Source organism: Cryobacterium soli (assembly GCF_003611035.1).
Taxonomy (GTDB): Bacteria; Actinomycetota; Actinomycetes; order Actinomycetales; family Microbacteriaceae; genus Cryobacterium; species Cryobacterium soli.
The window spans coordinates 3,232,471-3,252,967 of the sequence record NZ_CP030033.1 but is presented as its reverse complement, the minus strand read 5'-3'; the positions used below and the strand labels follow the sequence as shown (position 1 = coordinate 3,252,967).

The following is a 20,497-nucleotide window of genomic DNA, read 5'->3' as shown; positions in this document are numbered from 1 at the left end:
GCCGGAGACCTATTCTGCGGCCACGAGGAGCGCCAAGACCGTGTAGCCGCTGCCTCCCGTGGCGGTCGGGGTCACGGTGACCGTGACCGACTCAGCGCCGCGGCCGTAGGCGCGGGCCGTCGATCCGCCGCCGGCAGGCGTGTCGGAGGGCGTGAAGCCGAACGCTGCGAAGGCCGTGTCGTACTCGGCCAGCACAGCTGCACCCGCCTCCGGAGTGGTCGCCGTCAGCGAGGCGCGCACCCGTTGTTTCTCCACCGAGACATCGGAGGTCGCCACGGAAGACCGGGTTGCGATGGGGATGCCGTCCGGGAACCCGTCGACCAGAGCGCCCTCGGCCGTCGCCGTCGCGGGCGCAGGCCCGCTGATCAGCGACCGCAGCGCCGGAGACACCGGCAGCCCCTCGGCAGGCGAATCGTCTCCGTCAGATGCCGGGGGGAGTTCAGAGGCGGGGTCCTCTGCCGGATCTGCGGTGGGTTCGCCCGGCGGTTCCACCTCCGGCGTCCCGGGGATGACGGGCAGGGCACCGTCCGTCGGTCCGCCCGGCACGGCGGAGGCGTCCTCCGATCCGCCCGGCGCGGCGGATGCGTCCGGCGCTTCGACCGCCGAAGGGGCGGCGCCACTCGGCCCGGTCAGGCTTGGCGCCGCGTTGGCGAGGGCGATGCCGATCACCGCGGCCGCCAGGAGAGCCACTCCCCCGACGCCGGCAGCCACTCTCAGACGCCTGCTCCTGGTGCTCACGCATCGACCTCGATTCAGGGTTCATGGGTACGTCGGCGAAGGCAGCATAGCCAGGTCGGGGAACCGGGGCGGCCCGCATTCGAGGGGCAATACCGGCGCTCGCCGCCCCGCCCGCGCAGCGCGCTGCACCCCCGGACGGGTCACAGCGCAGTCGGCCGACACCACGCTACTGTCACCGTGAACACAGACGTGAGGGTTTGTCACCCCGCGTTCGGGGCACACGGCCCTCCCTCGAACCGCCCGATACCTGTACACCCGAATTGCAGGAGTCCACGTGAGCATGTGCTGGCCAGGTCGATACCGTCGACGATCATTCCTCCCCAGTGCCGGCACAGCCGAGTGGGAACGCTGATGGCGGTCTCGGCCACCGCCGATATCGATCCGACGGCCGAGATCGGCCCGGGGAGCATGGTCTGGCACCTGAGCCAGGTGCGGGAGTACGCCAGGGTCGGGCCCGGCTGCATTCTCGGCCGCGGTTCCTACATCGGGCCGGGCGTCATCCTGGGCAAGAACTGCAAGGTGCAGAACTTCGCGCTCGTCTACGAGCCCGCCCTGCTCGAGGACGGAGTCTTCATCGGGCCGGCCGCGGTGCTCACGAACGACCAGTTCCCGAGGGCGGTGACGGTCGCCGGTGTGCGGAAGTCGGCCGAGGACTGGGTGTTGGTCGGTGTGACCGTTCGCAGCGGCGCGTCCGTCGGCGCCAGGGCCGTCTGCATAGCCCCCCTCACCATCGGCCGCTGGGCGACCATCGCTGCCGGAGCCGTCGTCACCAGGGACGTGCCCGACTTCGCCCTCATGGTCGGTGTACCGGCCAGGCGGGTGGGTTGGGTCGGCCGCAGCGGCGTGCCGCTGGAAGCGAACGGCCCTGACACCTACACCTGCCCCGTGACCGGGGAACGGTACCGCGAACACGAAGGGAAATTGACGCTCCTATGAGCCACGCACCTGCGAGCCCTCGGACGCAACGGCTGCGACCGAGTGTCCTGATCATCGTCCAAAACCTGCCGGTGCCCCTCGATCGAAGGGTGTGGCTGGAGTGCCAGGCCCTCGCCGCGCAGGGCTACACGGTGTCCGTGATCTGTCCGAAGGGACCGCACGACCCGGCCAGGCAAACCATCGACGGGATCGCCATCTACAAGTACCTTCCGCCGCCTGCCGCTACCGGCGCCGTCGGTTTCGCGCTCGAATTCGCCTACTGCTGGGTGCGCACTGCACTGCTGTCCATCCGGGTCCGGCGGGAGCGCGGATTCGACGTCATCCAGGCCTGCAACCCGCCGGACACCTTCTGGGCCCTCGCCCGGCTGTGGAAGCGACGCGGTGTCTCGTTCGTCTTCGACCACCATGACCTGAACCCCGAACTCTATCTCTCCCGATTCGGCCGGCCGTCGTCCATGGTGGCTCGCGCGCAGCTCCGGGCCCTCCTCTGGTTGGAGCGACGAACCTTCAGGACGGCCGACCACGTCATCTCGACGAACGCTTCCTACCGCGCGATCGCCGTGCGTCGTGGCGGGATGCGGCCCGACGCGGTCACCGTGGTTCGCAGCGGGCCGGACACCCGGTCGATGCGTCCGGTCTACCCGGCGTCCGACATCCGGCGGCATGCCGGGCCGGTGCTGGTCTACCTGGGCATCATGGGCCCGCAAGACGGTGTCGACCAGGTTCTCACCCTCGTGCACGAACTGGTGAATGTCAGGGGCCGCTTGGACCTTCGTGCCGTGATCATGGGTTTCGGGGACTGCCTTGAGAGCCTGCGCGAACAGTGCACCGCCGCCGGCCTCGACCCCTACGTGACGTTCACGGGACGGGTCGGTCCCGAGACCATCGCCGAATACCTCAGCGCTGCCGACATCGGCCTCGGACCGGACCTGAACACCCCGCTCAACGATCTGTCCACCATGAACAAGACCATGGAGTACATGGCGTTCGCGTTGCCCTCGGTGTCGTTCGACCTGACGGAAACGAGACAGTCCGGTGGCGACGCCGCCGTGTATGTGCCCTCAGGGGACATCGGTGCGTTCGCGGACGAGGTCGAGAGCCTTCTTGACGACCCCGTCAAACGGGCGGCGCTCGGACGAGCCGCACGGGCCCGCGCCGAACAGGTCCTTGACTGGCAAGCCCAGGCGAAGGAGTACGTCGGCGTGTTCAGCCGGGTACTGCACCGCCCGGCAGGTACCGCCAGGACCGGAGAGTGGCCGTTCTCAGCCCCGGAACGCTCAGCCCCGGACCACTCGGCCCCGGACCACCCTGGGGGCGTTTCGAGAGTCGTCGACCTTGCCGACGAGGCGGCGTTCACGCGGTTCCTGGTCACCCGTGGCCGCCCCGGCCACGGTGCCCGGGGCCGTCTGACCACCACGACTGTCCTCGAGTAGCACCCATGTGCGGAATTGCAGGCATTCAACGATTCGACGGGCACGTCGTCGATGCATCGATACTCACCGCTATGGGGAGCACCCTCGCTCACCGGGGACCGGACGACCATGGGATCTGGCATCACGGCCCGGTCGGGTTGGCCCACACTCGCTTGTCGATCATCGACCTGTCCGGTTCCCGCCAGCCGATGGCCAGCGCGTCGGGACGCTGGGTGATCAGCTTCAATGGCGAGATTTTCAACTATCGCGCCCTCCGCGAAGGCTTGCGTTACCCCTTCCGCACCAACGGGGACACCGAGGTCATACTCGCCGGGGTGAGCATCCACGGCATCGGATTCGTCACGTCCCTGGTCGGACAGTTCGCCTTCGCGTTGCATGACCGGGATTCCGGCACCACGCATCTTGTTCGAGACCGTTTGGGTGTTCTCCCGCTCTACTACACGATGACCCCCAGCCACCTGGCCTTCGGGTCGGAGATCAAAGCGCTCGTCCCGGCGATGGGCCGCTCACCGGAGGTGGACCTGTCCAGCCTGGACGCCTATCTGGCCGGCCGCTCTGTGCCGGCTCCTGACACGCTCTTCGCCGGAGTGTCGAAACTCCCCGCCGCCCACCGCGCCGAGGTAACCGCTGATGGGTCGGTGACCCTGACACGCTACTGGCATCCTGCCGCGGCCGATCCGCCGGGGACCTGGACGGCGGCATCGGCCGTCGACGCCGTCGACGCCATGATCACAACCGCGGTCCAATCCGCCCTCGTCGCAGATGTCCCCGTCGGGGCCTATCTCAGCGGCGGGGTCGATAGCAGCCTGATCGTCGCCAAGGTCGCGGAGCTTGCGCCGGATCAGCAGGTGCGCACCTTCGCGGCAGGCTTCGGCGACCCGCGCACCGATGAACTCCACTGGGCACGGAGAGTCAGCGACCACGTCGGCACGCAGCACCGGGAGGTGATGGTGCACGCAGAGGATTTCGAGTCGCTGTGGGCGGAACTCACCTATCACCGAGATGCCCCCGTCTCGGAGCCGGCCGACATCGCCGTCTACCGTCTCGCCCAGGCCGCGCGGGAATCGGTTCGCGTCGTACTCTCCGGCGAAGGCGGCGACGAGTTGTTCGCCGGGTACCCCAAGTACGTCGCGGCGCGCGCCGTGGCTGCGGCCGGAAGGCTGCCGGCGCCCGTCCGGGCCGGAGTGACGGGGTTCCTCGATCACCGCCTGCCTGACCGGATGTCGAGGGCCAGGATCGCGCTGCGAGTTGTCGGGGCCGGGACTGCGGAGGAACGGCATCGCACCTGGTTTGCCCCGTTCACCGCCACCGAGCGCCGCGAGTTGCTCGGGGAGCTTCCGTCGCGCGCCTGGCTCCCACGCGTGTCCGATGACGATGTCATCCGCCAGATGCTGCTCGGCGACCTGGACGGCTGGCTGCCGGACAACCTTCTGGAGCGCGGTGACCGGATGTCGATGGCCGCGTCCCTCGAGCTCCGTCCGCCCTTGCTCGACCACCGCCTGGTGGACCTGGCTTTCAGGTTGCCCTCGTCCATGAAGGTGCGCCACGGCACCACCAAATGGGTGCTCAAGGAAGTTGCCCGCCGATACCTGCCCGCCGAGATCGTCGACCGGAAGAAGTCCGGCTTCCGGGTTCCGTTGCGTGAGTGGTTCAGGTCCGATCTGCGCGATTCGATGTGGGACAGACTCACCGGGTCCGGGTCCTTCGTGGCAGAGACCCTCGACCGCAGAGCGGTGACATCTCTGTTGCAGCGGCACGAGACCGGTCGTTTCAACGAGGAGAGCCGAATCTGGGCGCTCATGAGCCTTGAGGTGTGGCACGAGACGTTTTTCGGTGCGGCAACCGAGGCCGCGCGACCTGCGCGGCACCAGAACAACACTGAGGAAGTCGACAATCATGAACCTGCGTGACCTGACCGCAATTCTGGCCCGGCGCTGGCTGGTCGTCCTGGGGGGCCTTCTGGTCACTGCCGGGCTCTGCGCCGGGTTGGCCACACAGGTCCCTGTGTCCTATGTCGCCCGTTCGAGCCTCGTGCTCCTCCCGCCGTCCTTGGTGGTGGGCGAGGGAGGGAACCCGTATCTGTATCTCGGCGGCCTGGGCCAGGCGCTGGATGTCCTCATCCGCAAGCTCAATGCCGACGAGTTCACCAAGCCTGTCGAAGACGCCCACCCGGGCAGTGAATTCGTGGTGTTCGCCGACACCTCGACAAGCGGCCCCATACTCGTCATCGAAGGCACCGGGGCGACGTCGGCAGACGCCCTCGCCGTGATGAACGATGCGGCGCGCCTCACCCCCGACACCCTGCTCACCCTGCAGACCAGCCTGGCCGTGCCCGAAAACGCCCTGATCACCATCACTCCTGTCGCCGTGGACGAGAAACCCACCATCGATGCCAAGAACCGCATCCAGGCGGCGGGCGCGGCCGCCGCGGTCGGCGTGGTCCTCACCCTGCTTCTGGCCGTCCGCAGGGACGGGCGCCTAGCGGCACGGTATCCCGACGGACGCCGGCCACGCCGACAACGGCGCGACCCCACTCACACCGCCAAGGACGGACCGGCACGGCAGAACGGGCCTGCAGCGGCCCCCGCCGACACCGACGCCACAGCCGAGGACACCGTGCCGTCCGCCCTCGTGAACTGACATGCCTACCCAGGACTCACTCCTCGGGCGGCTCCGGTCACGACCGGAGCGATTCCCCGACGCGGTGACCATGCTGACCGTCTATGTGGTGCTGCTGTATGCCGTTCCGTCGAACCGCTCGATTGCCAACCTGGGCACGGCAGGATCGCTGGCTGTCCTGTGGGCCGCCGGCCTGGCCATCCTGTGGCTCCTCGTGCAGGTCCAGCTCGGCGCGCGACCGCTCTCGCGGTCGACCCCTGTGCGGGTCGCCTTCTCCCTGTTCGTCGTGGCCGTCCTGATCAGTTACCTCTCTGCCATGACGAGGGCGATCCCGAGCGACGAGGTCAGTGTCGCCGATACCGGTCTGATCAGGGTGATCGCCTGGGCCGGGATCGTGTTCATCGCCAACGACGGCATCTCCGACCTTGCGCGGCTCCTCACTCTGGCCCGGCGCATGGTCACGGCGGGCGCCGTGCTCGCCACGCTCGGAATCGTGCAGTTCTTCACCAAGGCGTCCTGGCTCGACCTCATTCCGACTCCCGGGCTGCAGCCTGTGACAGGCTATGCCGCCGTCGAAGTGCGCGGCGGTCTGGTCCGCTCGGCCGGCACCGCCGTGCATCCATTGGAGTTCGCCATGGTGCTCGCGATGGTCCTGCCGCTCGCCCTGACGCTCGCCCTGCGAGAGCGTCAGCGTCAGGCCGTATGGCGCTGGTTGCCCGTCCTTCTCATCATCCTCGGCCTGGCGCTGTCCGGATCGAGGTCTGCCCTGGTCGGGATGTTCGCCGGGCTGATAGTTCTCATCCCGACCTGGTCTGCACGGGTGCGCTGGCGGCTCGCCCTCGCCGCTGTCGCCATCGTGGGCGTGGTCTACGTCATCTCACCCCGTGTCGTGACGAATATGCGCTACATGTTCCTGGCCGTTTTCGACGACCCCAGTGTCACCTCCCGGTCGGACAGCTTCGCGCTGCTCTGGCACCTCGTCGGACTCAACCCGATGGTCGGCCGTGGGCTGGGCACCTTTCTGCCCCGGTACCGGATCCTGGACAACCAGTACGTCCTCCTCCTGCTCGAGGTCGGCCTGGTCGGGCTCATCCTCTTCCTCGTCGTGGGTGCGGCCTCGATCGTGTGCGCCGTGACCGGTGCGAACCGGTCCGCCCACACCGCTTCCGGCGATCTCGGATTCGCCCTGGCCGGCTCCGTCACTGCCGGACTCGTCGCACTGAGCCTGTTCGATGCACTGTCTTTCCCGCAATCGGCCGGAACGCTGGTCCTGGTCTTCGGGTTGTGCGGAGCCTATTGGCGGCTCACCCGCTCCCCGGCGGCGGATCCCGTCCGTGACCTCGTCCAGGGCAGGCCGGAGGTGCTGACCGGATGATCGACCTCGCGATCCTGATTGTGGCCTACCGCAGCGCCGCCGACCTACCCCGCCTCCTCGCCGGGGTGCACAGCGCGGCCGGCGATCTGGACTGGCGCGCCGTTGTCGTCGACAATTACGGCGAGGACCAGCTGACGACGGACGATCCCCTGGTGGAGATCGTGCGGAGCGGCACCAATCTGGGCTATTCCGGTGGCCTCAACCTCGCCCTCGACTGCGCCCCGGCATCCCGTTTCACGGCCTTCCTCAACCCGGATCTCGAGCTCGACCCCGGTTCGCTCGCGGCTCTCACCCAGGCCTGCACGCCGGCGGGGGTGGGTGCGGCTGTGCCGCTGGTCCTTGACGCCGACGGCGCGGCACAACCCTCGCTGCGCCGCGAGCCGTCAACACTTCGGTCGCTGGGCGAAGCTGTCTTCGGCGACCATTGGCCGACCCGTCCCGCCTACCTCGCCGAGATGCTGAGGGACCCGGAAAGCTACCGGTCAGCCGGCCCGGTGGATTGGGCGACCGGGGCGGCCCTGGTTGTTCGCTCTGAGATTCTGGCGGCTGTCGGGGACTGGGATGCGGCGCGCTTCTTCCTCTACTCGGAGGAGACCGACTACGCCAGGCGCATCCGCGGCTGTGGCTACCGGATTGAGTTCGTCCCCCATTCGGTCGTCCGGCACCGGGGTGCAGGCTCCGGCAGCTCTGCCGAGCTCGATGCGTTACTCGCGGTGAACAAGGTGCGGTACTACCGGAAATGGCACGGGCGGGTCCCGAGCGCGGCCTTCTTCGCTGTGGCCGTCGCCCACAACCTGCTCCGGCTGCGGCGACCGTCGTCCCGGCTAGCGCTCAGGGCGCTCTTCTCCGCTCCGACCCGCGCCATGCTGCCGGGGGGCGCCCCATGACAGACCACCCGGCCGGCGCGATCGTGATAGCCGCTTACAACGAGGAATCCGTGATCGGGCGCTGCCTCGAGGCCCTCGAGCCTGTCCTGGCCGCCGGAACCCTGCAGGTGATCGTCGTCTGCAACGGCTGCACCGACGGGACCGCACCGATCGCCCGGACCCACCGCGGCGTCACGGTCCTCGACCTTCCCGTGGCCTCGAAGACCGGTGCCCTCCGGTCCGGCGACGCCATAGCCGTCAGCGGGCCCCGGATCTACCTGGACGCCGATGTGGTCATGTCGGCTCCGACAGCCCTGGCCGTCGTCGACGCTTTAGGGCCTGGCGGCGCACCGGCCGGCCGTCCGCCTCTCGAGTTCGACAGTTCCGGTTCGGGCCGAATCGTTCGCAGTTGGTACCGGGTTCGCGCCCAGTTGCCCTCTCTCAGTCGGGTGCTCTGGGGTGCGGGCACGTATGCGGTGTCAGCGGAGGGCCGGGCCCGTTTCGGCGAGTTCCCCGATATCGTGTCGGACGACCTCTTCGTCGACAGCCTGTTCGGGCCCACTGAGCGCATCATCGTTCCGACCGATCCCGTGATCGTCCGCGCGCCACGCCGGACCGGCGACCTGCTCCGGATACTCCGACGTACCTATCGCAGCCAGGATGACGTAGCCAGGGACCCCGGGATCTCGACCGGTCAGCGCGCTCAGATCCGCGACCTGGCCGCCCTCCTGCGGCGACGGCCCAGCTCTGCCGGTGACGTTGTCGTCTATGCCTTCGTGATCCTGCTGGCGAGGATGCAGGTGAGGTTCGCGCGCGCGCCGGGCCCAGCCTGGGAACGGGACTCCAGCTCCAGGGAGGGAACCCTTGCCTAGTCGACCTCGACACGTGCCGTTTCTGCGGAGAGCCGGCTTCCCGCGCGGCGCAGCAGCAGGCGGTCGACGAAACCCGTCGCAACCACGCAGGCGCCGGCACCCAGCAGCAGGATCGCCCCCAGCGCACGCAGCCGGTTCCCCTGAGCAGAGGAAACAACAGCGGTTTGCGGCGACATCAGAGTGGTGATGCGGTCGGCGCCGGACACCCCGACGACGTCCTGCTGCTCGTCGACGATCCGGTCGATCCGTTCCGTGATCTGGCCCAGGGTCGTGAGAACGTCAGCCTCATTGTCGCCGACGACCTCGACGGTCAGCTCCGGCCGGATGAACGAGTCGTTCCACTGCCCGCCGGAGTTCAGCAACGAGACCGCGGAGCCAGCCCGCTCCCCCGCACCGTAGAGCCTGGCCTCCTGCGACGAGAATCGTGGCACCGCGGCGTTCCCGTTGTATTGCCGGTCGACCAGGGCCGCGAAGCTCACCAGGTTCTCGGTCGTGTCGCGCAGCGCGTTGGGATTGTCGAGACTGGTCGGCGCCAGGAAAACCACATTGACGCGAGTCCAGAACACCGGATTCGGCCTGGAGGCGATGAGCATGCCGATGACCGTGAGGACGGCGCACAGGAGCACGATGTACCAGCGCCGAATTGCGATTCTCAGAAATTGATTTGCGGTCATTTTTCACCCCTCTCGAACACCCTCCCGCCGAGCTGGGTTGCAGGCGTATACGCGCTGGGGAAAGTACTCCCTCCAAGCTCATTTGAAAAGAGGGTTGACCGGTGGATCCTCTCGTGGCATCCTGTGATTTTTTCTCACTTGTCCTGCTCGACGGGCCGTTGCCAACCGGCCGGGAATGGTGGCCAAACCGTCCCGGCTCATGTTGCCGATGGCGCCGAAATCGGTGAAAACGGGTTTGGGATTCGGTCTTGCCGCGGGTTAAGGTCGTGCGAATGCCGGCTGGGAATTCCCGACCCGGCGCAATCGCCCAGAGGGCGCGTCTCCGATCCATCCATCGAGGACGCAAGGAAAGGTAATTGGCAGTGAAGAAGAAACGCACCATCAAGGCGGGCCGCTCCTGGCCCCAAAAATCGCTTCTGGCGCTCATCGTGGCCGCCGGCCTGGTGGCAGGAGGCACGACGGCTGCGACGGCAGCCCCCGCAGCATCACCCACCACGCTGTTCGCGGCCGAAAAGCCGGCCGTAGCCGCGGCGAAGACCGACACGTCAGCGGTGGAGCTCGGTGTCTCGTTCACCTCGGCACAGGCCGGCTCCGTGACCGCGATCAAGTTCTACAAGGGCGCAGGCAACACCGGGACCCACACCGGGCAGCTGTGGTCCTCCACAGGGACCAGCCTCGCCAAGGTGACGTTCACCAACGAGACTGCCAGCGGATGGCAGACGGCCAAGCTGTCCAAGCCCGTGGCGGTGAAGGCCGCTACGCGCTACGTGGTGTCCTACCTCGCACCACAGGGCAAGTACGCGTACACCAGCAACTACTTCGCCTCCGCGAAGAAGAGCGGCTCTCTGACCGTGGCCGCGTCCAAGAACGGCCTGTACCGCTACGGCTCCGGTGGCGGCTTCCCCACCAGCTCCTACAAGTCCACGAACTACTTCGTCGACGTCGAATTCACCCCGGCCACCGTCGCGGCTCCCACGCCCCCGGTGACCAGCCCGGCTCCGGCTCCGGCACCCTCACCCGCGCCGACCGCGGTTCCGGCCCCGACCCCGACGCCGGCTCCCACCACCCCGGCAGCCTCAGGTTGGCCGAGCGCCTCGACCACGGGAGTGCCGGCCGGCACCTCCCTCACGAAGTCGGGCGCGTTGAACATCACCACGCCGGGCACCGTCATCGACGGTCGCGACATCTCCGGCGGAGTACAGGTCCGTGCGGCCAACGTCACGATCAAGAACTCGAAGGTCACCGGACGGATCGAGGTGTTCCAGGGCTCGACGAACACCATGATCCAGCGGGTCGAGATCATCGGTCCCGGTGTGTCCTCCCCCGACAGCGACCGTCCAGGGATCGCCTCGTACGACTTCACCTGCGACGGTTGCAACATCCACGGTTGGGGTAAGGGCGTCTATGCGGACCAGAACGTCGTGATCAAGAACTCCTGGATCCACGATCTTCCCGTATTCGGCGACCCCGGCAACGGCGGCAGCCACAACGAGCCCATCCTCGCGATCGGCGCGAAGAACCTCACGATCGTCGGCAACCGACTGGATGCGGGCACCCAGGGTAACTTCTCGGCTGCGCTGGCGTTGTACAGCCAGGGCTCCCAGACCCAGAACGCGCTGGTGCAGGGAAACCTGTTCAACGGTGGCGGCTACTGCCTGTACGCGGGCTCAGACGCTGACATCGTGGCCAGCAATGTCGACATCATCGGCAACACCTTCGGTACCGAGCTGAGGCCGAAGTGCGGCGGATACGGCGCCGCCACTGCCTACAACCCGGGCAACGGCAACTCCTGGAGCGGCAACGTGTGGCAGAACGGAACCACGGTTCCCGCCCCGTAGCTCACGTGCACTCCGCATGACAGGTCCCGGCCGTCTTCCCAGACGGCCGGGACCTGTCATGACTGCCCGGGTGCGGGCAGCATCGCGGAGTCCGCAGACCGGCCCATGACGGCGGCGGCGATCTCCGAGGCGACGACGGCTTGCGCGGCCCCCCACCCTTGACGCACGGAGCCGGCGATGAGCGCGCGGGACCCGACGTCCGCCGACTGCTCCACGGCACGGCTCAGGGCATCAGCCAGAGCCCCGGGGGTGGACGGCGACCAGACTACGTTCGGGTTCGGCAGCACGTCCCGCGCATACGGCACCTCGGTCACGACGGGCAGCGCCCCGGCTGCGAGCATCTCCTCCGCCACGAGCGTGATGTTGGTGAACGAGATCGCCAGGCCGGCGAGTGTCCGGTTGTACAGGCGGTTCAACTCGGTCGGTGACAATCGATGGTGCTGCACCACGGGAATGGTCCAGTCGTCGACCGCGTCCCCGTAGAGATGCACGGGCACCTCCGGGTGGCGACTGTGGAATTCCTCAAGCGCCAGCCGGCCCAGGAGGTACCCTCGCCGGTCCGAGCCCGGTTTGGTGTAGTAGACCACCCCGGAGCGCGGCGCCGCGCCGCCGAGCAGGTGGTACACATCGGTATCGCAGCCGAACGGCGCCACCGCGTGCTCGACACCGGCGGCAGTGAGATGGCGCGAGACCAGTTCCCCGAGGGCGATGTTGCGGAAGCCGAACCTGTAGCTGTCCTCCGCGAGCGCATAGAGGGTGCCGTGCGGGTGGAAGAAGGGCTCGTAGTCCTGGATGAAGTACAACAGCGCCGCCTGGCCGGTCGCCCTGGCGGCGACGACGTGCGCACTCTCCCAGGAACTGGCCACGTAGGCGTCCGCCCCGGCCAGCCCCATGGTGGCATCCCTGATCTCCGCCTTCATCGCCGGCCAGTACTCACGGACCACAGCGGCGTGCCGGGTCAGGTCGCCGCCGTGGCGGTCGTAGAGGAAGATCACGCACCGGTGCCCCGCTGCTTCCAACGCCTCCACCATGCGGAACAGCGTGGTGTGGCCGCCCGACCCGGGCTTCGGCGGGGTGCACACCCAGCCGACCGTCAGCGGCCCCGCTCCCCTGTGCCCCTCGATGCCCGCGCGAGCGCGCATCCGGGCCGAGTCAGCGATGTCCTCGGTCAGGAGGGGGAAGTCGAGCGACTCCACATCCATCCGTTCGGAGAGTCTCCGCAATGCTCGCCGGCCGGTGTCGGCGATTCCGGCACGCCGGGTGCGTTCGAATAGTTCGATGACGCCTGGCCTGGTCTTCACCACGATGTCTCCTCCTCGGTCATGGGGCTGCCGGTCAGGTCCGGTCGCATCCGCACGGGCGAGCGGTCGATGGCCGCCAGTATCCGGTCGGCAACATCTACCCAACGGGAACGCGCGGCTATGGCGGCCGCGCGTTGACCCAGGGACTGTGCCTCAGCGGGACTGCTGATCCGTTCCAGGGCTGCGGCCAGCGCGCTGTCGTCGTCGGGATGCACGGTGATCGCAGCCGTCCCGAGCAACTCGGAGGCGCCGCCCTGTGACGTCCCGATCACCGCGAGACCGGCCGAGGCTGCTTCCAGGTACGCGATGCCGGCCGGGTCGAACCGGCTCGGCAGCACGAATGCTGTCGCCCGGGCGAACAGCGCATCGAGCCGGGCCTGGGAGTGCGCGTTCTCCCTGGCCAGGAAGCCGTGGCCGCGCACGCCTGGCTCGTCCACGCGGGGATGATTGCCCACAAGGTCCAACGTCGCTCCGGGGTGCGTCTGTCGCACCCTGCGGAAGGCCCGCACCACGGCGTCGCCGTTCTTGCGCCGCCAGTCCACGCCGACGAACAGAAACCGCGGCGTGTCCCAGTCCCGCGCTTGTGTCGTATCCCTGGCACGGGGACGATGACCGATGCCGACGACCCGCACCCGTTCCGGCGCGAGGCCGTAGTCGGTGATGAAGGAACCGGCCGCCCACTCCGTGCTCACACAGCACAGGTCAGCAGCACGACTGGAGGCCTGCTGCCGAGCACACCACAGGTCGACGGCCCGCTCCGGAAAGCCGGCCGAACGGATGTCGGAGTCGGGGTGCTGCCACATCTGGCGCAGGGTCGTGTCGTCGTAGGTGAGGATCGGGACTCCCGGGCGGCGCAACCGGGCCAGGTCGAAGGTCTCCTGGCCCATAGCCACGATCGCGTCCAGCGGGCCCGCTCCATCAAGGTGACGCCGGAGTGCCCAGGTCCGTGACCGCTGCCTGACGGGGGTGCGGTCGGCCACGGCTCCCCGCTGACCACCGATACGCGATGCCACAGCAACCAGCTGGTGAAGGCCCTGGGGAAGTTTCGTTCCAATGGGAACGACCTCGACACCACGGCCCGCCAGACCGTCCGCGATTCCGCGCGGGGTACCCGACCAGTTCTTCGACGAAAGCGGGTCTGGCTGCGGGTTCAGCACAGCGATTCTCATGCCAGGTCCACGCGGTCACGCACTCGCGTGCCGGCCCTGCGAGTTCCACCGTGTGAGGGCAGGTGCCGGAGCGCCGCCGCCACTTCCAGGTCCCGCTCTGACCACCAGGCCCGAAGACCATAGCTCGCCTCGGCATCCCGATAGACCGCGGCCAGCCTGGCGGCCATGGCAGTGAGGCCGAAATTCTCCTCGGCAAAGCGCCGTCCGAATTCTCCCAGGCCAACCCATCCGGAGCGACGGTCGAGCATCGCCTCGAGCAGGCTGGCCAGGTCAGCGACGGGGTCCACCGGGGCGTCGTCACTCCAGAAACTGCTGCGGAAGAGTCCGGCAGCCGTTCCCGGGCCGAACGCTTCGCCGCGCCCTCGCTCCCCCACCACGACCAGGGGTTTACCGAACGCGAGTCCCCTGGCCGCCGAACTCCCCATCCCCAACACGATATCCGCGCTGGCGTAGGCCGGTCTGGGGTCGGCCATCGACCCGGTGAAGGTCACCACAGTACGCCCCACTGCCGAGTTCACCGCCTGGCCCACCAGCCGGAGGCGCTCCCCGGCGTTCCCGTCACCGACAACGATCAGGTCCAGCGCGGGCTGGTTGAGGCGCTCGACCGCTCTGATCATCACCTCCACGCTCTTCGCCTTCATCTCTTCGTCGAGCCTGCTCACCACCACAGCCCGGGTGTGCAGTGGGTCCAGGCCCCACTCGGCGATGAACGCGGTCCCGTCGACTGCACGCCTGTTGTCCCGGTCGAGATCGACCGGAGGACTGATCAGGTCCACCCTTCGTTGGCTCCCGGCGAGTTCATCCCTCAGGTACCCCGTTCCGACGATCAGATTCGCCGCTCGGTACGTGCCCGGCATGGCCGCCATCTCGTAGTTGGTCATGACCAACGGCCGCCGTCCTCCCAGGCACGGCCCCCAGAACGCGGCCCGATAGGACCATCCGCTGTAGGTGTGCACGATGTCCGCACCGTGTTCGCGCGCCAGCCTAGAGAGCGTTCTGGCACCATCCAGGATCGACGTCGGGCGGTCGTACGGCACCAGCCGGACGCCCCGCTCCTCAGCGACCTCCTGCAGGGACGGCCCGGTGGGCATGGTGTCGCGTGGGGCGATCAGGACGGACTCGTAGCCGTGCTCCCTGCCGGCCCAGGCCAGGTCGACGGCATTGGCCTGGAGTCCTCCCAGGGTGAAGCCGATCACCTGGACCAGGACGCGCCGGTGCACTCCGGCGGGCATGTCAGACCCTGCCCCAGCGACGCTGTGCCCACGCGGCCGGACGCACCAGCTGGGTCGCCGCCCCTGAAACGAGGCGCAGCCGGGCGAGGGCGGGCGGGAGCAGCCGGACGACCAGGGGCGCGGTCAGGACGAGGTAGACCAGGGCGCCGACGCAGCCGCCGATCAGTAGCTTCAGCGGCGCGGTCGGCACGGTCAATGCCACCGACCACGCCGAGGCCGCCGCGACACCACCGGCCAGTCCCGGCCACGCCAGTGCGCGGAAGACGACGCCGGGTGCGCGGGCGATGCTCCTGCGGATCAGGAGCAGATACAGCGGAAAGGTGATCCCGGCCGTGACGACGATGTGCGAGAGTCCGACGCCGACGAGCCCACCCCACTGGACTCCGGCGGCCATAGCCGGGAGGAGCGCGGCGAGCGCCACCACCTGCACCAGGAACAACGCGGCAGTTCGACCGGTGGAGATGATGATGTTGGCGAAGAGCAGGCAGATCACGAAGATGATCCCGTATCCGCTCAACACCACCAGTGCGGGGGCGGCAGCAGACCATTGGCTGCCGTACACCGTGGTGATCAAGGGCTCGGCAAGGGCGAGGGTGAGTGCTCCGATCATCACGGCGACAAGTGCCACTGTCTGGGTCGCCCGGTAGAGGGCATCCGCCAGGTCGCCCTGTTCGTGCCGAACTTTGGAGAAGGCCGGCTGGACGATGCCGTTCAGCACCGACCCGATCACGGCGGTCGACCACGCGCAAATAGTGAAGGCCAGAGCATAGAGCCCGGTCTCGGTCACCCCCAGGTTCCGGCCGACGAAGACGTAGTCGACGTTGAGCAGCACCTGGCTCAGCAGGTTGGCAAGGGCGAGCGGGAGGCCGAAGGCGATCAGCATCCGGAGTTGATCGGGGCGGAATCCCGGCCAGTAGCGCTTCTTCACGGTCACGCTGAGAATGATCCCGCTCACGAGCTGCGCCGCCACCCTGGACCAGGCGAACGCGATTGCCCCGTCACCAACCAGCGCGAGGCCGACCAGTACGAGACTGCTGGGGATGAATGCGATCGCCGCTGCCCTGAAGACGACGTCCTGCCGGAATTCCCGTTGGATCTGAGCGGACGGCACCGCGAACGGGCCGACCAGAGCGACCGAGACGGCCATGACCCGCAACGGTCCGGCCGCATCCACAGATCCCAGGAGAGCCGCCAACGGCTCGGCGAAGATCACCATCAGGGCGGCCAGACCGGCACTCGTCACAATCGACAGGGTCGCGATGGTGGGCGCGATGGTGTCAGGATCCAGATCGGAGCGCAGGATCGCCGACGACACCCCCAGCTCGGCGAGGCTCACGACGACTCCCTGCACGACCATCGCGAGCGCGAAAACGCCGAAGGCCTCCGGCGCCACGATACGCGCCACAAAAGCCATGATCGCGATGTTCGCGAACCGCAGTCCGACCGTGCTCGCCGCGGCCCAGAGGGCGCCGCTGCGCACCCTGTCCTCGAGAGTCGACCTGGCGGCCGGTCCTACAGGCATGACCGGAGCACGCTCACAACGCTGTCCTGTTGCGCCTCGGTCAGGCCGGGGTAGATCGGCAGGGACAGGATCTCCCCGGCAAGCTGCTCAGCGACCGGAAAGCTCCCGACGGGCCAGTGGGCGGAGGCGAAAGCCGGCAGCATGTGCAGCGGATGCGGGTAGTGGATCCCCGCACCGATGCCGGCATCGGTCAAGTGGGCGAGAACCGTGTCCCGGTTGGGCACCCTGACCACGTACTGGTGGTAGACGTGTTCGTTACCGGCCACCGTTCGTGGCGGGATCACCCCGGGCAGGCCGTCGATCAGGGCGTCGTAACGCTCCGCCAGGGCCCGCCGCTGCGCATTCCACTCATCCAGGAAGGCGAGCTTCGCGGAGAGGACAACCGCCTGCAGGCTGTCCAGCCTCGAATTGGTGCCGACGACCAGATGCTCGTACTTGGTCCGCCCGCCATGGTTGGCGAGCATTCGCACCCGGTCGGCTATCTCCGTCGACGAGGTCATGACGGCACCGGCGTCTCCGTAGGCCCCCAGGTTCTTGCCCGGGTAGAAGCTGGTGCCGGCCACATCACCCAGTGAGCCCGCCCGGCGCCCGTGGTAGAGCGCACCCTGGGATTGGGCGGCATCCTCGACGATCAGCCTGTCCGGTCCGACCACCGCACGGATGTCGTCGACCGGCGCGGTCTGCCCGTACAGGTGCACGGCCACGACGGCCGCGGTACGGCTCGTCACCGCACGGTCCAGCGCCGCCGGGTCGAGGAGGAAGTTGGCGTCGCAGTCGACCAGGCGCAGGGTCGCACCTGCCCTGACAACGGCTTCGGCAGTTGCCACGAACGTATTCGCCGGGACGATGACCTCATCTGACGGGCCGACGCCGGCAGCACGCAGTGCGAGTTCGAGAGCGTCGGTGCCGTTGCCGACCCCGATGACCCGGGCGACTCCGCAGTAGCGAGCGAACTCGTCCTCGAATTGGTGCACCTCGGGGCCCTGGATGAAGCCAGTGCCCGACAGGACCCGGTCGAAGCCGTCCCGGACGCGATCGGCGATCTGCCGGTGCTGGATCCCCAGGTCGAGCATGGGGACGCCCTGTACGGTCGGTAATGCTTCGAAGATGCTCATATCAGGACCCTCCTCATGTGGTGTCGCGCCGGGACTCCCAGCCAGGTTTCCTGGGCCGGCACATCGGTGACCACGACCGCCCCCATTCCGATGACGGCGCCCGCCCCCACCGTCGACTGCTCCCTCACGGCCGAATTCATGCCCAGGTAGGCCGCGGTGCCGATCCTCACGTCTCCACCCAGCGACACCCCCGCGCAGAGGGTGGCGAAACTCCCGATCCGGTTCCCGTGAGTGAGGGTCACATTCGGCATCACCACGACGTGGGAACCGATCGTGACGTCGGCCGTGATCACCGTGCCGGCCAGCACGATCGTCCCCGCACCGATCCGACAGCCTGCCGGTACGTCCACACCCGTGTGCACGACCGCCGGGAAACGGTCGGGAAGCACGCCGGCGTCGGTCAGCCGACCGGCGAGCCTGGCCCTGACCGCCCCCTGGCCCACGCACAGGAGCAGCTGCGCCTCGGGGCGATCCTGCACGTCCGCCACGGGCCCGACGACAGGCACTCCGTCCAGCCGGGTGCCCCAGCGAGCCGGTGCGTCGTCGACGATGGCCAGAGTGCGCGGATCTCCCGCCGAACGCAGCAGGGCGAGGACCTCCCTGGCCAGTCCGCTCGCCCCGATCAGGATCAGCTCAGTCATGGCGCAGCGCCCCTTCCAGCTGGAGCACGCCGATGATGCGCTCCTGGTCGGCCGCGGTGAGATCGTGGTAGAGGGGCAGGATCAGCGTGGAATCGGTGAGGTACTCCGTGACGGGCAGCGCCGCATCCCCGGTGTCGCGGTTCGCGTAGGCAGGCTGCCGGTGGGCGGCCATGATTCCGCGCCGGGCCGAGATGTCTGCCCCCGCGAGTCGCTCGAGGAGGCCATCCCGGTCCACCGGGTAGTCGTCGGTGACCTCCACCCAGAATGACTGGTAGTTGGTCCGCCCCCAGGCTGGATCGGTGATCGCGCGCAGTCCCGGCACTCCGCCCAAGGCGGACCGGTACCCCGCCGCGAGCTCGCGGCGCCGTCTCACGGCCTGGGGAAGCCGGCTCAGCTGGACGATCCCGATGGCCGCCTGAAGGTCGGTCATGCGGTAATTGAATCCGATCTCAAGGTATTCCTCGGCAGGAGCGAGCACCGAGGCGTGCCGGGCGTCCGCCGAAACGTTCATGGCGTGTTCGCGCAGTCTCCTGGCCCGCTCGGCCCAATCGCCCCGTGCAGTGGTGAGCATTCCTCCCTCGCCTGTCGTGAGGATCTTGCGGGGATGGAAGGACCAGGCGGTGAGATCGGCACCGGCGCCGACCGGTCGGCCCTGATAGACGGAGCCCGCGGCACACGCGGCGTCCTCGATCACGATGATCCCGAGCGGATCGCACAGCGCCCTGATCGGTTCGAGGTCGACGGGCACGCCGCCCTGGTCGACCACGATGACGGCGCGCGTTGCGCCGGTCAGGGCTGATCTGATGGTCTCCACGGTCACGTTGCCGGTCTTCAGGTCGACGTCGGCGAACACGACCCTCGCGCCGACGTAGGAGGGGGCGTTGGCGGTCGCGATGAAGGAGAACGACGGAACGACGACATCGTCGCCTGGTTGGATCCCGGCCACCACGAGCGCGAGGTGCAGCGCGGTCGTGCAGTTCGAGGTGGCCACCGCGAACGGCACGGCCATGGCTTGGGCGAATTGCTCCTCAAACGCCGCGACGCGCGGGCCCTGCGCGACCCAGCCGGATTCGATCACGGCCGTCACCATGGCCACCTCCTCGGCCCCGAGCCACGGTTTCATGACATTGATCCGGTTCATGCGCCGACTCCGGCGAACCGTTCCGACGCCAACTGGCCGCGCAGTGGACGCCACCAGTCGACCAAGCGCCGCAGCCCGGCGTCGAGGGGCACCTCCGCGGTGAAACCGAGATCGCGACGGGCCGCCGTGGTGTCGGCAAGCCGCCGGGCGACGCCGTTGACGGCCCGCTCCGGTCCGTGTTCGACGGCCAGGTCTGAGCCCATCACCCGGAGCAGGGCTTCGGCCAGTTCGAGAAGGCTCGTCTCCCTGCCGCTGGCGATGTTGTAGACGCCCTCTGCCACATCGCTGCTCGCGGCCAGCAGGTTGGCCCTGGCGATGTCGTCGGTGAAGACGAAGTCCATGGTCTGGCTGCCGTCGCCGAAGATCAGGGGCGGTTTGCCATCCGCGATACGTTCCATCCATCGAACGAGCACCTCGGTATACAGGCCGTGCACATCCATCCGCGGCCCGTAGACGTTGAAGTAGCGCAACGCCACGAAGTCGAGGCCGGACATCGCCCTGAAGCTGCGCAGCATCCCCTCGTTGAACGACTTGGCCGCGCCGTAGAGTGTGTCGTTCGCGTGATGGTGATGCTGCTCCGGGGTGGGAAAGTACTCGGCCTGCCCATACACTGACGCGCTCGACGCGGCGATCAGTTTGCCGACCTTGTGCTCGACCGCGGCCTCCAGGACGGTGAAAGTGCCGTCGACGAGAACCTCGAGGGCCAGCCGCGGTTCTTCGGCGCACTGCGTGATCCGGATGGCGGCCTGATGGAAGACCAGGTCTTTGCCCCTGGTGACGTCATGCACAAGATCCCGGTCCCGAATGTCACCGTCGACGAGTGTGACCCGCCCCGAAGCCAGTGCGCCGGCCAGGTTCGATCGCCTTCCTCGCACCAGGTTGTCGAGGACGTCGATGTGGCCGGCCCCTGCGTCGAGCAGCCGGTCCACGATGGTCGACCCGATCGTTCCCGCTCCGCCGGTCACCAGTACGGCGGCCCCCTGAACTTCATTCATAGCTTCACTCCTGGTTGGTTCGGATGTGGA

General features: G+C 68.1%; 18 protein-coding genes. 8 read left to right on the top strand and 10 right to left on the bottom strand.

From position 1 onward, the window contains the following. Window positions 1-9: 9 nt before the first annotated feature. Window positions 10-711, bottom strand: a complete 702-nt coding sequence (locus DOE79_RS15035; RefSeq protein ID WP_220094244.1) for a hypothetical protein — start codon at window positions 709-711, stop codon at window positions 10-12. 378 nt (window positions 712-1,089) lie between these two features. Between DOE79_RS15035 and DOE79_RS15030 the strand changes: the two genes are divergently transcribed. The 7 genes from DOE79_RS15030 (at window position 1,090) to DOE79_RS15000 (ending at window position 8,839) form a co-directional block, all read left to right on the top strand. Then, complete coding sequence (locus DOE79_RS15030; protein WP_120339208.1) at window positions 1,090-1,674, top strand: acyltransferase; 585 nt, start codon at window positions 1,090-1,092, stop codon at window positions 1,672-1,674. A 71-nt stretch (window positions 1,675-1,745) separates the two neighbouring features. Continuing rightward, on the top strand, window positions 1,746-3,107 hold the full coding sequence (locus DOE79_RS15025) for a glycosyltransferase family 4 protein (protein ID WP_245976961.1): 1,362 nt from the start codon (window positions 1,746-1,748) through the stop codon (window positions 3,105-3,107). 5 nt (window positions 3,108-3,112) lie between these two features. Then, window positions 3,113-5,017, top strand: a complete 1,905-nt coding sequence (asnB, locus tag DOE79_RS15020) for an asparagine synthase (glutamine-hydrolyzing) (RefSeq protein ID WP_120339206.1) — start codon at window positions 3,113-3,115, stop codon at window positions 5,015-5,017. Then, window positions 5,004-5,747: a hypothetical protein gene (locus DOE79_RS15015; RefSeq protein ID WP_120339205.1), complete on the top strand. Its 744-nt coding sequence runs from the start codon at window positions 5,004-5,006 to the stop codon at window positions 5,745-5,747. The genes asnB and DOE79_RS15015 overlap by 14 nt, the downstream gene beginning before the upstream one ends. Before the next feature lies 1 nt (window position 5,748). Further along, window positions 5,749-7,101 carry an O-antigen ligase family protein gene (locus tag DOE79_RS15010; RefSeq protein WP_120339204.1) on the top strand — a complete coding sequence of 451 codons (1,353 nt, stop codon included), beginning with the start codon at window positions 5,749-5,751 and terminating at the stop codon, window positions 7,099-7,101. Continuing rightward, window positions 7,098-7,988 (top strand): glycosyltransferase family 2 protein, encoded by an 891-nt coding sequence (locus DOE79_RS15005; protein WP_120339203.1) that lies wholly within the window; start codon window positions 7,098-7,100, stop codon window positions 7,986-7,988. The genes DOE79_RS15010 and DOE79_RS15005 overlap by 4 nt, the downstream gene beginning before the upstream one ends. Then, window positions 7,985-8,839, top strand: coding sequence for a glycosyltransferase (locus DOE79_RS15000; RefSeq protein ID WP_162942779.1), 855 nt, complete (start codon window positions 7,985-7,987; stop codon window positions 8,837-8,839). The genes DOE79_RS15005 and DOE79_RS15000 overlap by 4 nt, the downstream gene beginning before the upstream one ends. On the opposite strand, the gene DOE79_RS14995 is transcribed toward DOE79_RS15000, so the two are convergent. Next, complete coding sequence (locus DOE79_RS14995; protein WP_162942778.1) at window positions 8,836-9,513, bottom strand: hypothetical protein; 678 nt, start codon at window positions 9,511-9,513, stop codon at window positions 8,836-8,838. The genes DOE79_RS15000 and DOE79_RS14995 overlap by 4 nt on opposite strands. A gap of 362 nt (window positions 9,514-9,875) precedes the next feature. Here DOE79_RS14995 and DOE79_RS14990 point away from each other — a divergent pair, with 362 nt between their 5' ends. Then, window positions 9,876-11,351 (top strand): DUF4082 domain-containing protein, encoded by a 1,476-nt coding sequence (locus DOE79_RS14990; protein ID WP_245976960.1) that lies wholly within the window; start codon window positions 9,876-9,878, stop codon window positions 11,349-11,351. A gap of 56 nt (window positions 11,352-11,407) precedes the next feature. Here DOE79_RS14990 and DOE79_RS14985 read toward each other — a convergent pair whose 3' ends face one another. The 8 genes from DOE79_RS14985 to DOE79_RS14950 all read right to left on the bottom strand — a co-directional run bounded on the left by DOE79_RS14985 (window position 11,408) and on the right by DOE79_RS14950 (window position 20,467). Further along, window positions 11,408-12,655, bottom strand: a complete 1,248-nt coding sequence (locus DOE79_RS14985; protein ID WP_120339199.1) for a glycosyltransferase family protein — start codon at window positions 12,653-12,655, stop codon at window positions 11,408-11,410. Next, on the bottom strand, window positions 12,649-13,539 hold the full coding sequence (locus DOE79_RS14980) for a glycosyltransferase family 4 protein (protein WP_245977335.1): 891 nt from the start codon (window positions 13,537-13,539) through the stop codon (window positions 12,649-12,651). The genes DOE79_RS14985 and DOE79_RS14980 overlap by 7 nt, the downstream gene beginning before the upstream one ends. A 278-nt stretch (window positions 13,540-13,817) precedes the next feature. Beyond that, on the bottom strand, window positions 13,818-15,053 hold the full coding sequence (locus DOE79_RS14975) for a glycosyltransferase (RefSeq protein ID WP_120339197.1): 1,236 nt from the start codon (window positions 15,051-15,053) through the stop codon (window positions 13,818-13,820). 1 nt (window position 15,054) lies between these two features. Then, window positions 15,055-16,575, bottom strand: coding sequence for an oligosaccharide flippase family protein (locus DOE79_RS14970; RefSeq protein WP_120339196.1), 1,521 nt, complete (start codon window positions 16,573-16,575; stop codon window positions 15,055-15,057). Beyond that, window positions 16,566-17,690 carry a DegT/DnrJ/EryC1/StrS family aminotransferase gene (locus tag DOE79_RS14965; RefSeq protein ID WP_220094242.1) on the bottom strand — a complete coding sequence of 375 codons (1,125 nt, stop codon included), beginning with the start codon at window positions 17,688-17,690 and terminating at the stop codon, window positions 16,566-16,568. Before DOE79_RS14965 ends, DOE79_RS14970 begins: the two co-directional genes overlap by 10 nt. Next, window positions 17,687-18,331: a NeuD/PglB/VioB family sugar acetyltransferase gene (locus DOE79_RS14960; RefSeq protein WP_120339195.1), complete on the bottom strand. Its 645-nt coding sequence runs from the start codon at window positions 18,329-18,331 to the stop codon at window positions 17,687-17,689. The genes DOE79_RS14965 and DOE79_RS14960 overlap by 4 nt, the downstream gene beginning before the upstream one ends. Beyond that, window positions 18,324-19,472 carry a DegT/DnrJ/EryC1/StrS family aminotransferase gene (locus tag DOE79_RS14955; RefSeq protein WP_120339194.1) on the bottom strand — a complete coding sequence of 383 codons (1,149 nt, stop codon included), beginning with the start codon at window positions 19,470-19,472 and terminating at the stop codon, window positions 18,324-18,326. The genes DOE79_RS14960 and DOE79_RS14955 overlap by 8 nt, the downstream gene beginning before the upstream one ends. Further along, entirely contained in the window at window positions 19,469-20,467 is a 999-nt protein-coding gene (locus tag DOE79_RS14950; protein ID WP_120339193.1) for an NAD-dependent epimerase/dehydratase family protein, read from the bottom strand. Before DOE79_RS14950 ends, DOE79_RS14955 begins: the two co-directional genes overlap by 4 nt. Window positions 20,468-20,497 lie beyond the last annotated feature (30 nt).

Coding starts and splice junctions, on each gene's coding strand:
- DOE79_RS15030 (WP_120339208.1), top strand. CDS start 1,090: ATGGCGGTCTCGGCCACCGCCGATATCGATCCGACGGCCGAGATCGGC.
- asnB (WP_120339206.1), top strand. CDS start 3,113: ATGTGCGGAATTGCAGGCATTCAACGATTCGACGGGCACGTCGTCGAT.
- DOE79_RS15015 (WP_120339205.1), top strand. CDS start 5,004: ATGAACCTGCGTGACCTGACCGCAATTCTGGCCCGGCGCTGGCTGGTC.
- DOE79_RS15010 (WP_120339204.1), top strand. CDS start 5,749: ATGCCTACCCAGGACTCACTCCTCGGGCGGCTCCGGTCACGACCGGAG.
- DOE79_RS15005 (WP_120339203.1), top strand. CDS start 7,098: ATGATCGACCTCGCGATCCTGATTGTGGCCTACCGCAGCGCCGCCGAC.
- DOE79_RS15000 (WP_162942779.1), top strand. CDS start 7,985: ATGACAGACCACCCGGCCGGCGCGATCGTGATAGCCGCTTACAACGAG.
- DOE79_RS14995 (WP_162942778.1), bottom strand. CDS start 9,513: ATGACCGCAAATCAATTTCTGAGAATCGCAATTCGGCGCTGGTACATC.
- DOE79_RS14980 (WP_245977335.1), bottom strand. CDS start 13,539: ATGGGCCAGGAGACCTTCGACCTGGCCCGGTTGCGCCGCCCGGGAGTC.
- DOE79_RS14975 (WP_120339197.1), bottom strand. CDS start 15,053: ATGCCCGCCGGAGTGCACCGGCGCGTCCTGGTCCAGGTGATCGGCTTC.
- DOE79_RS14970 (WP_120339196.1), bottom strand. CDS start 16,575: ATGCCTGTAGGACCGGCCGCCAGGTCGACTCTCGAGGACAGGGTGCGC.
- DOE79_RS14965 (WP_220094242.1), bottom strand. CDS start 17,690: ATGAGCATCTTCGAAGCATTACCGACCGTACAGGGCGTCCCCATGCTC.
- DOE79_RS14960 (WP_120339195.1), bottom strand. CDS start 18,331: ATGACTGAGCTGATCCTGATCGGGGCGAGCGGACTGGCCAGGGAGGTC.
- DOE79_RS14955 (WP_120339194.1), bottom strand. CDS start 19,472: ATGAACCGGATCAATGTCATGAAACCGTGGCTCGGGGCCGAGGAGGTG.
- DOE79_RS14950 (WP_120339193.1), bottom strand. CDS start 20,467: ATGAATGAAGTTCAGGGGGCCGCCGTACTGGTGACCGGCGGAGCGGGA.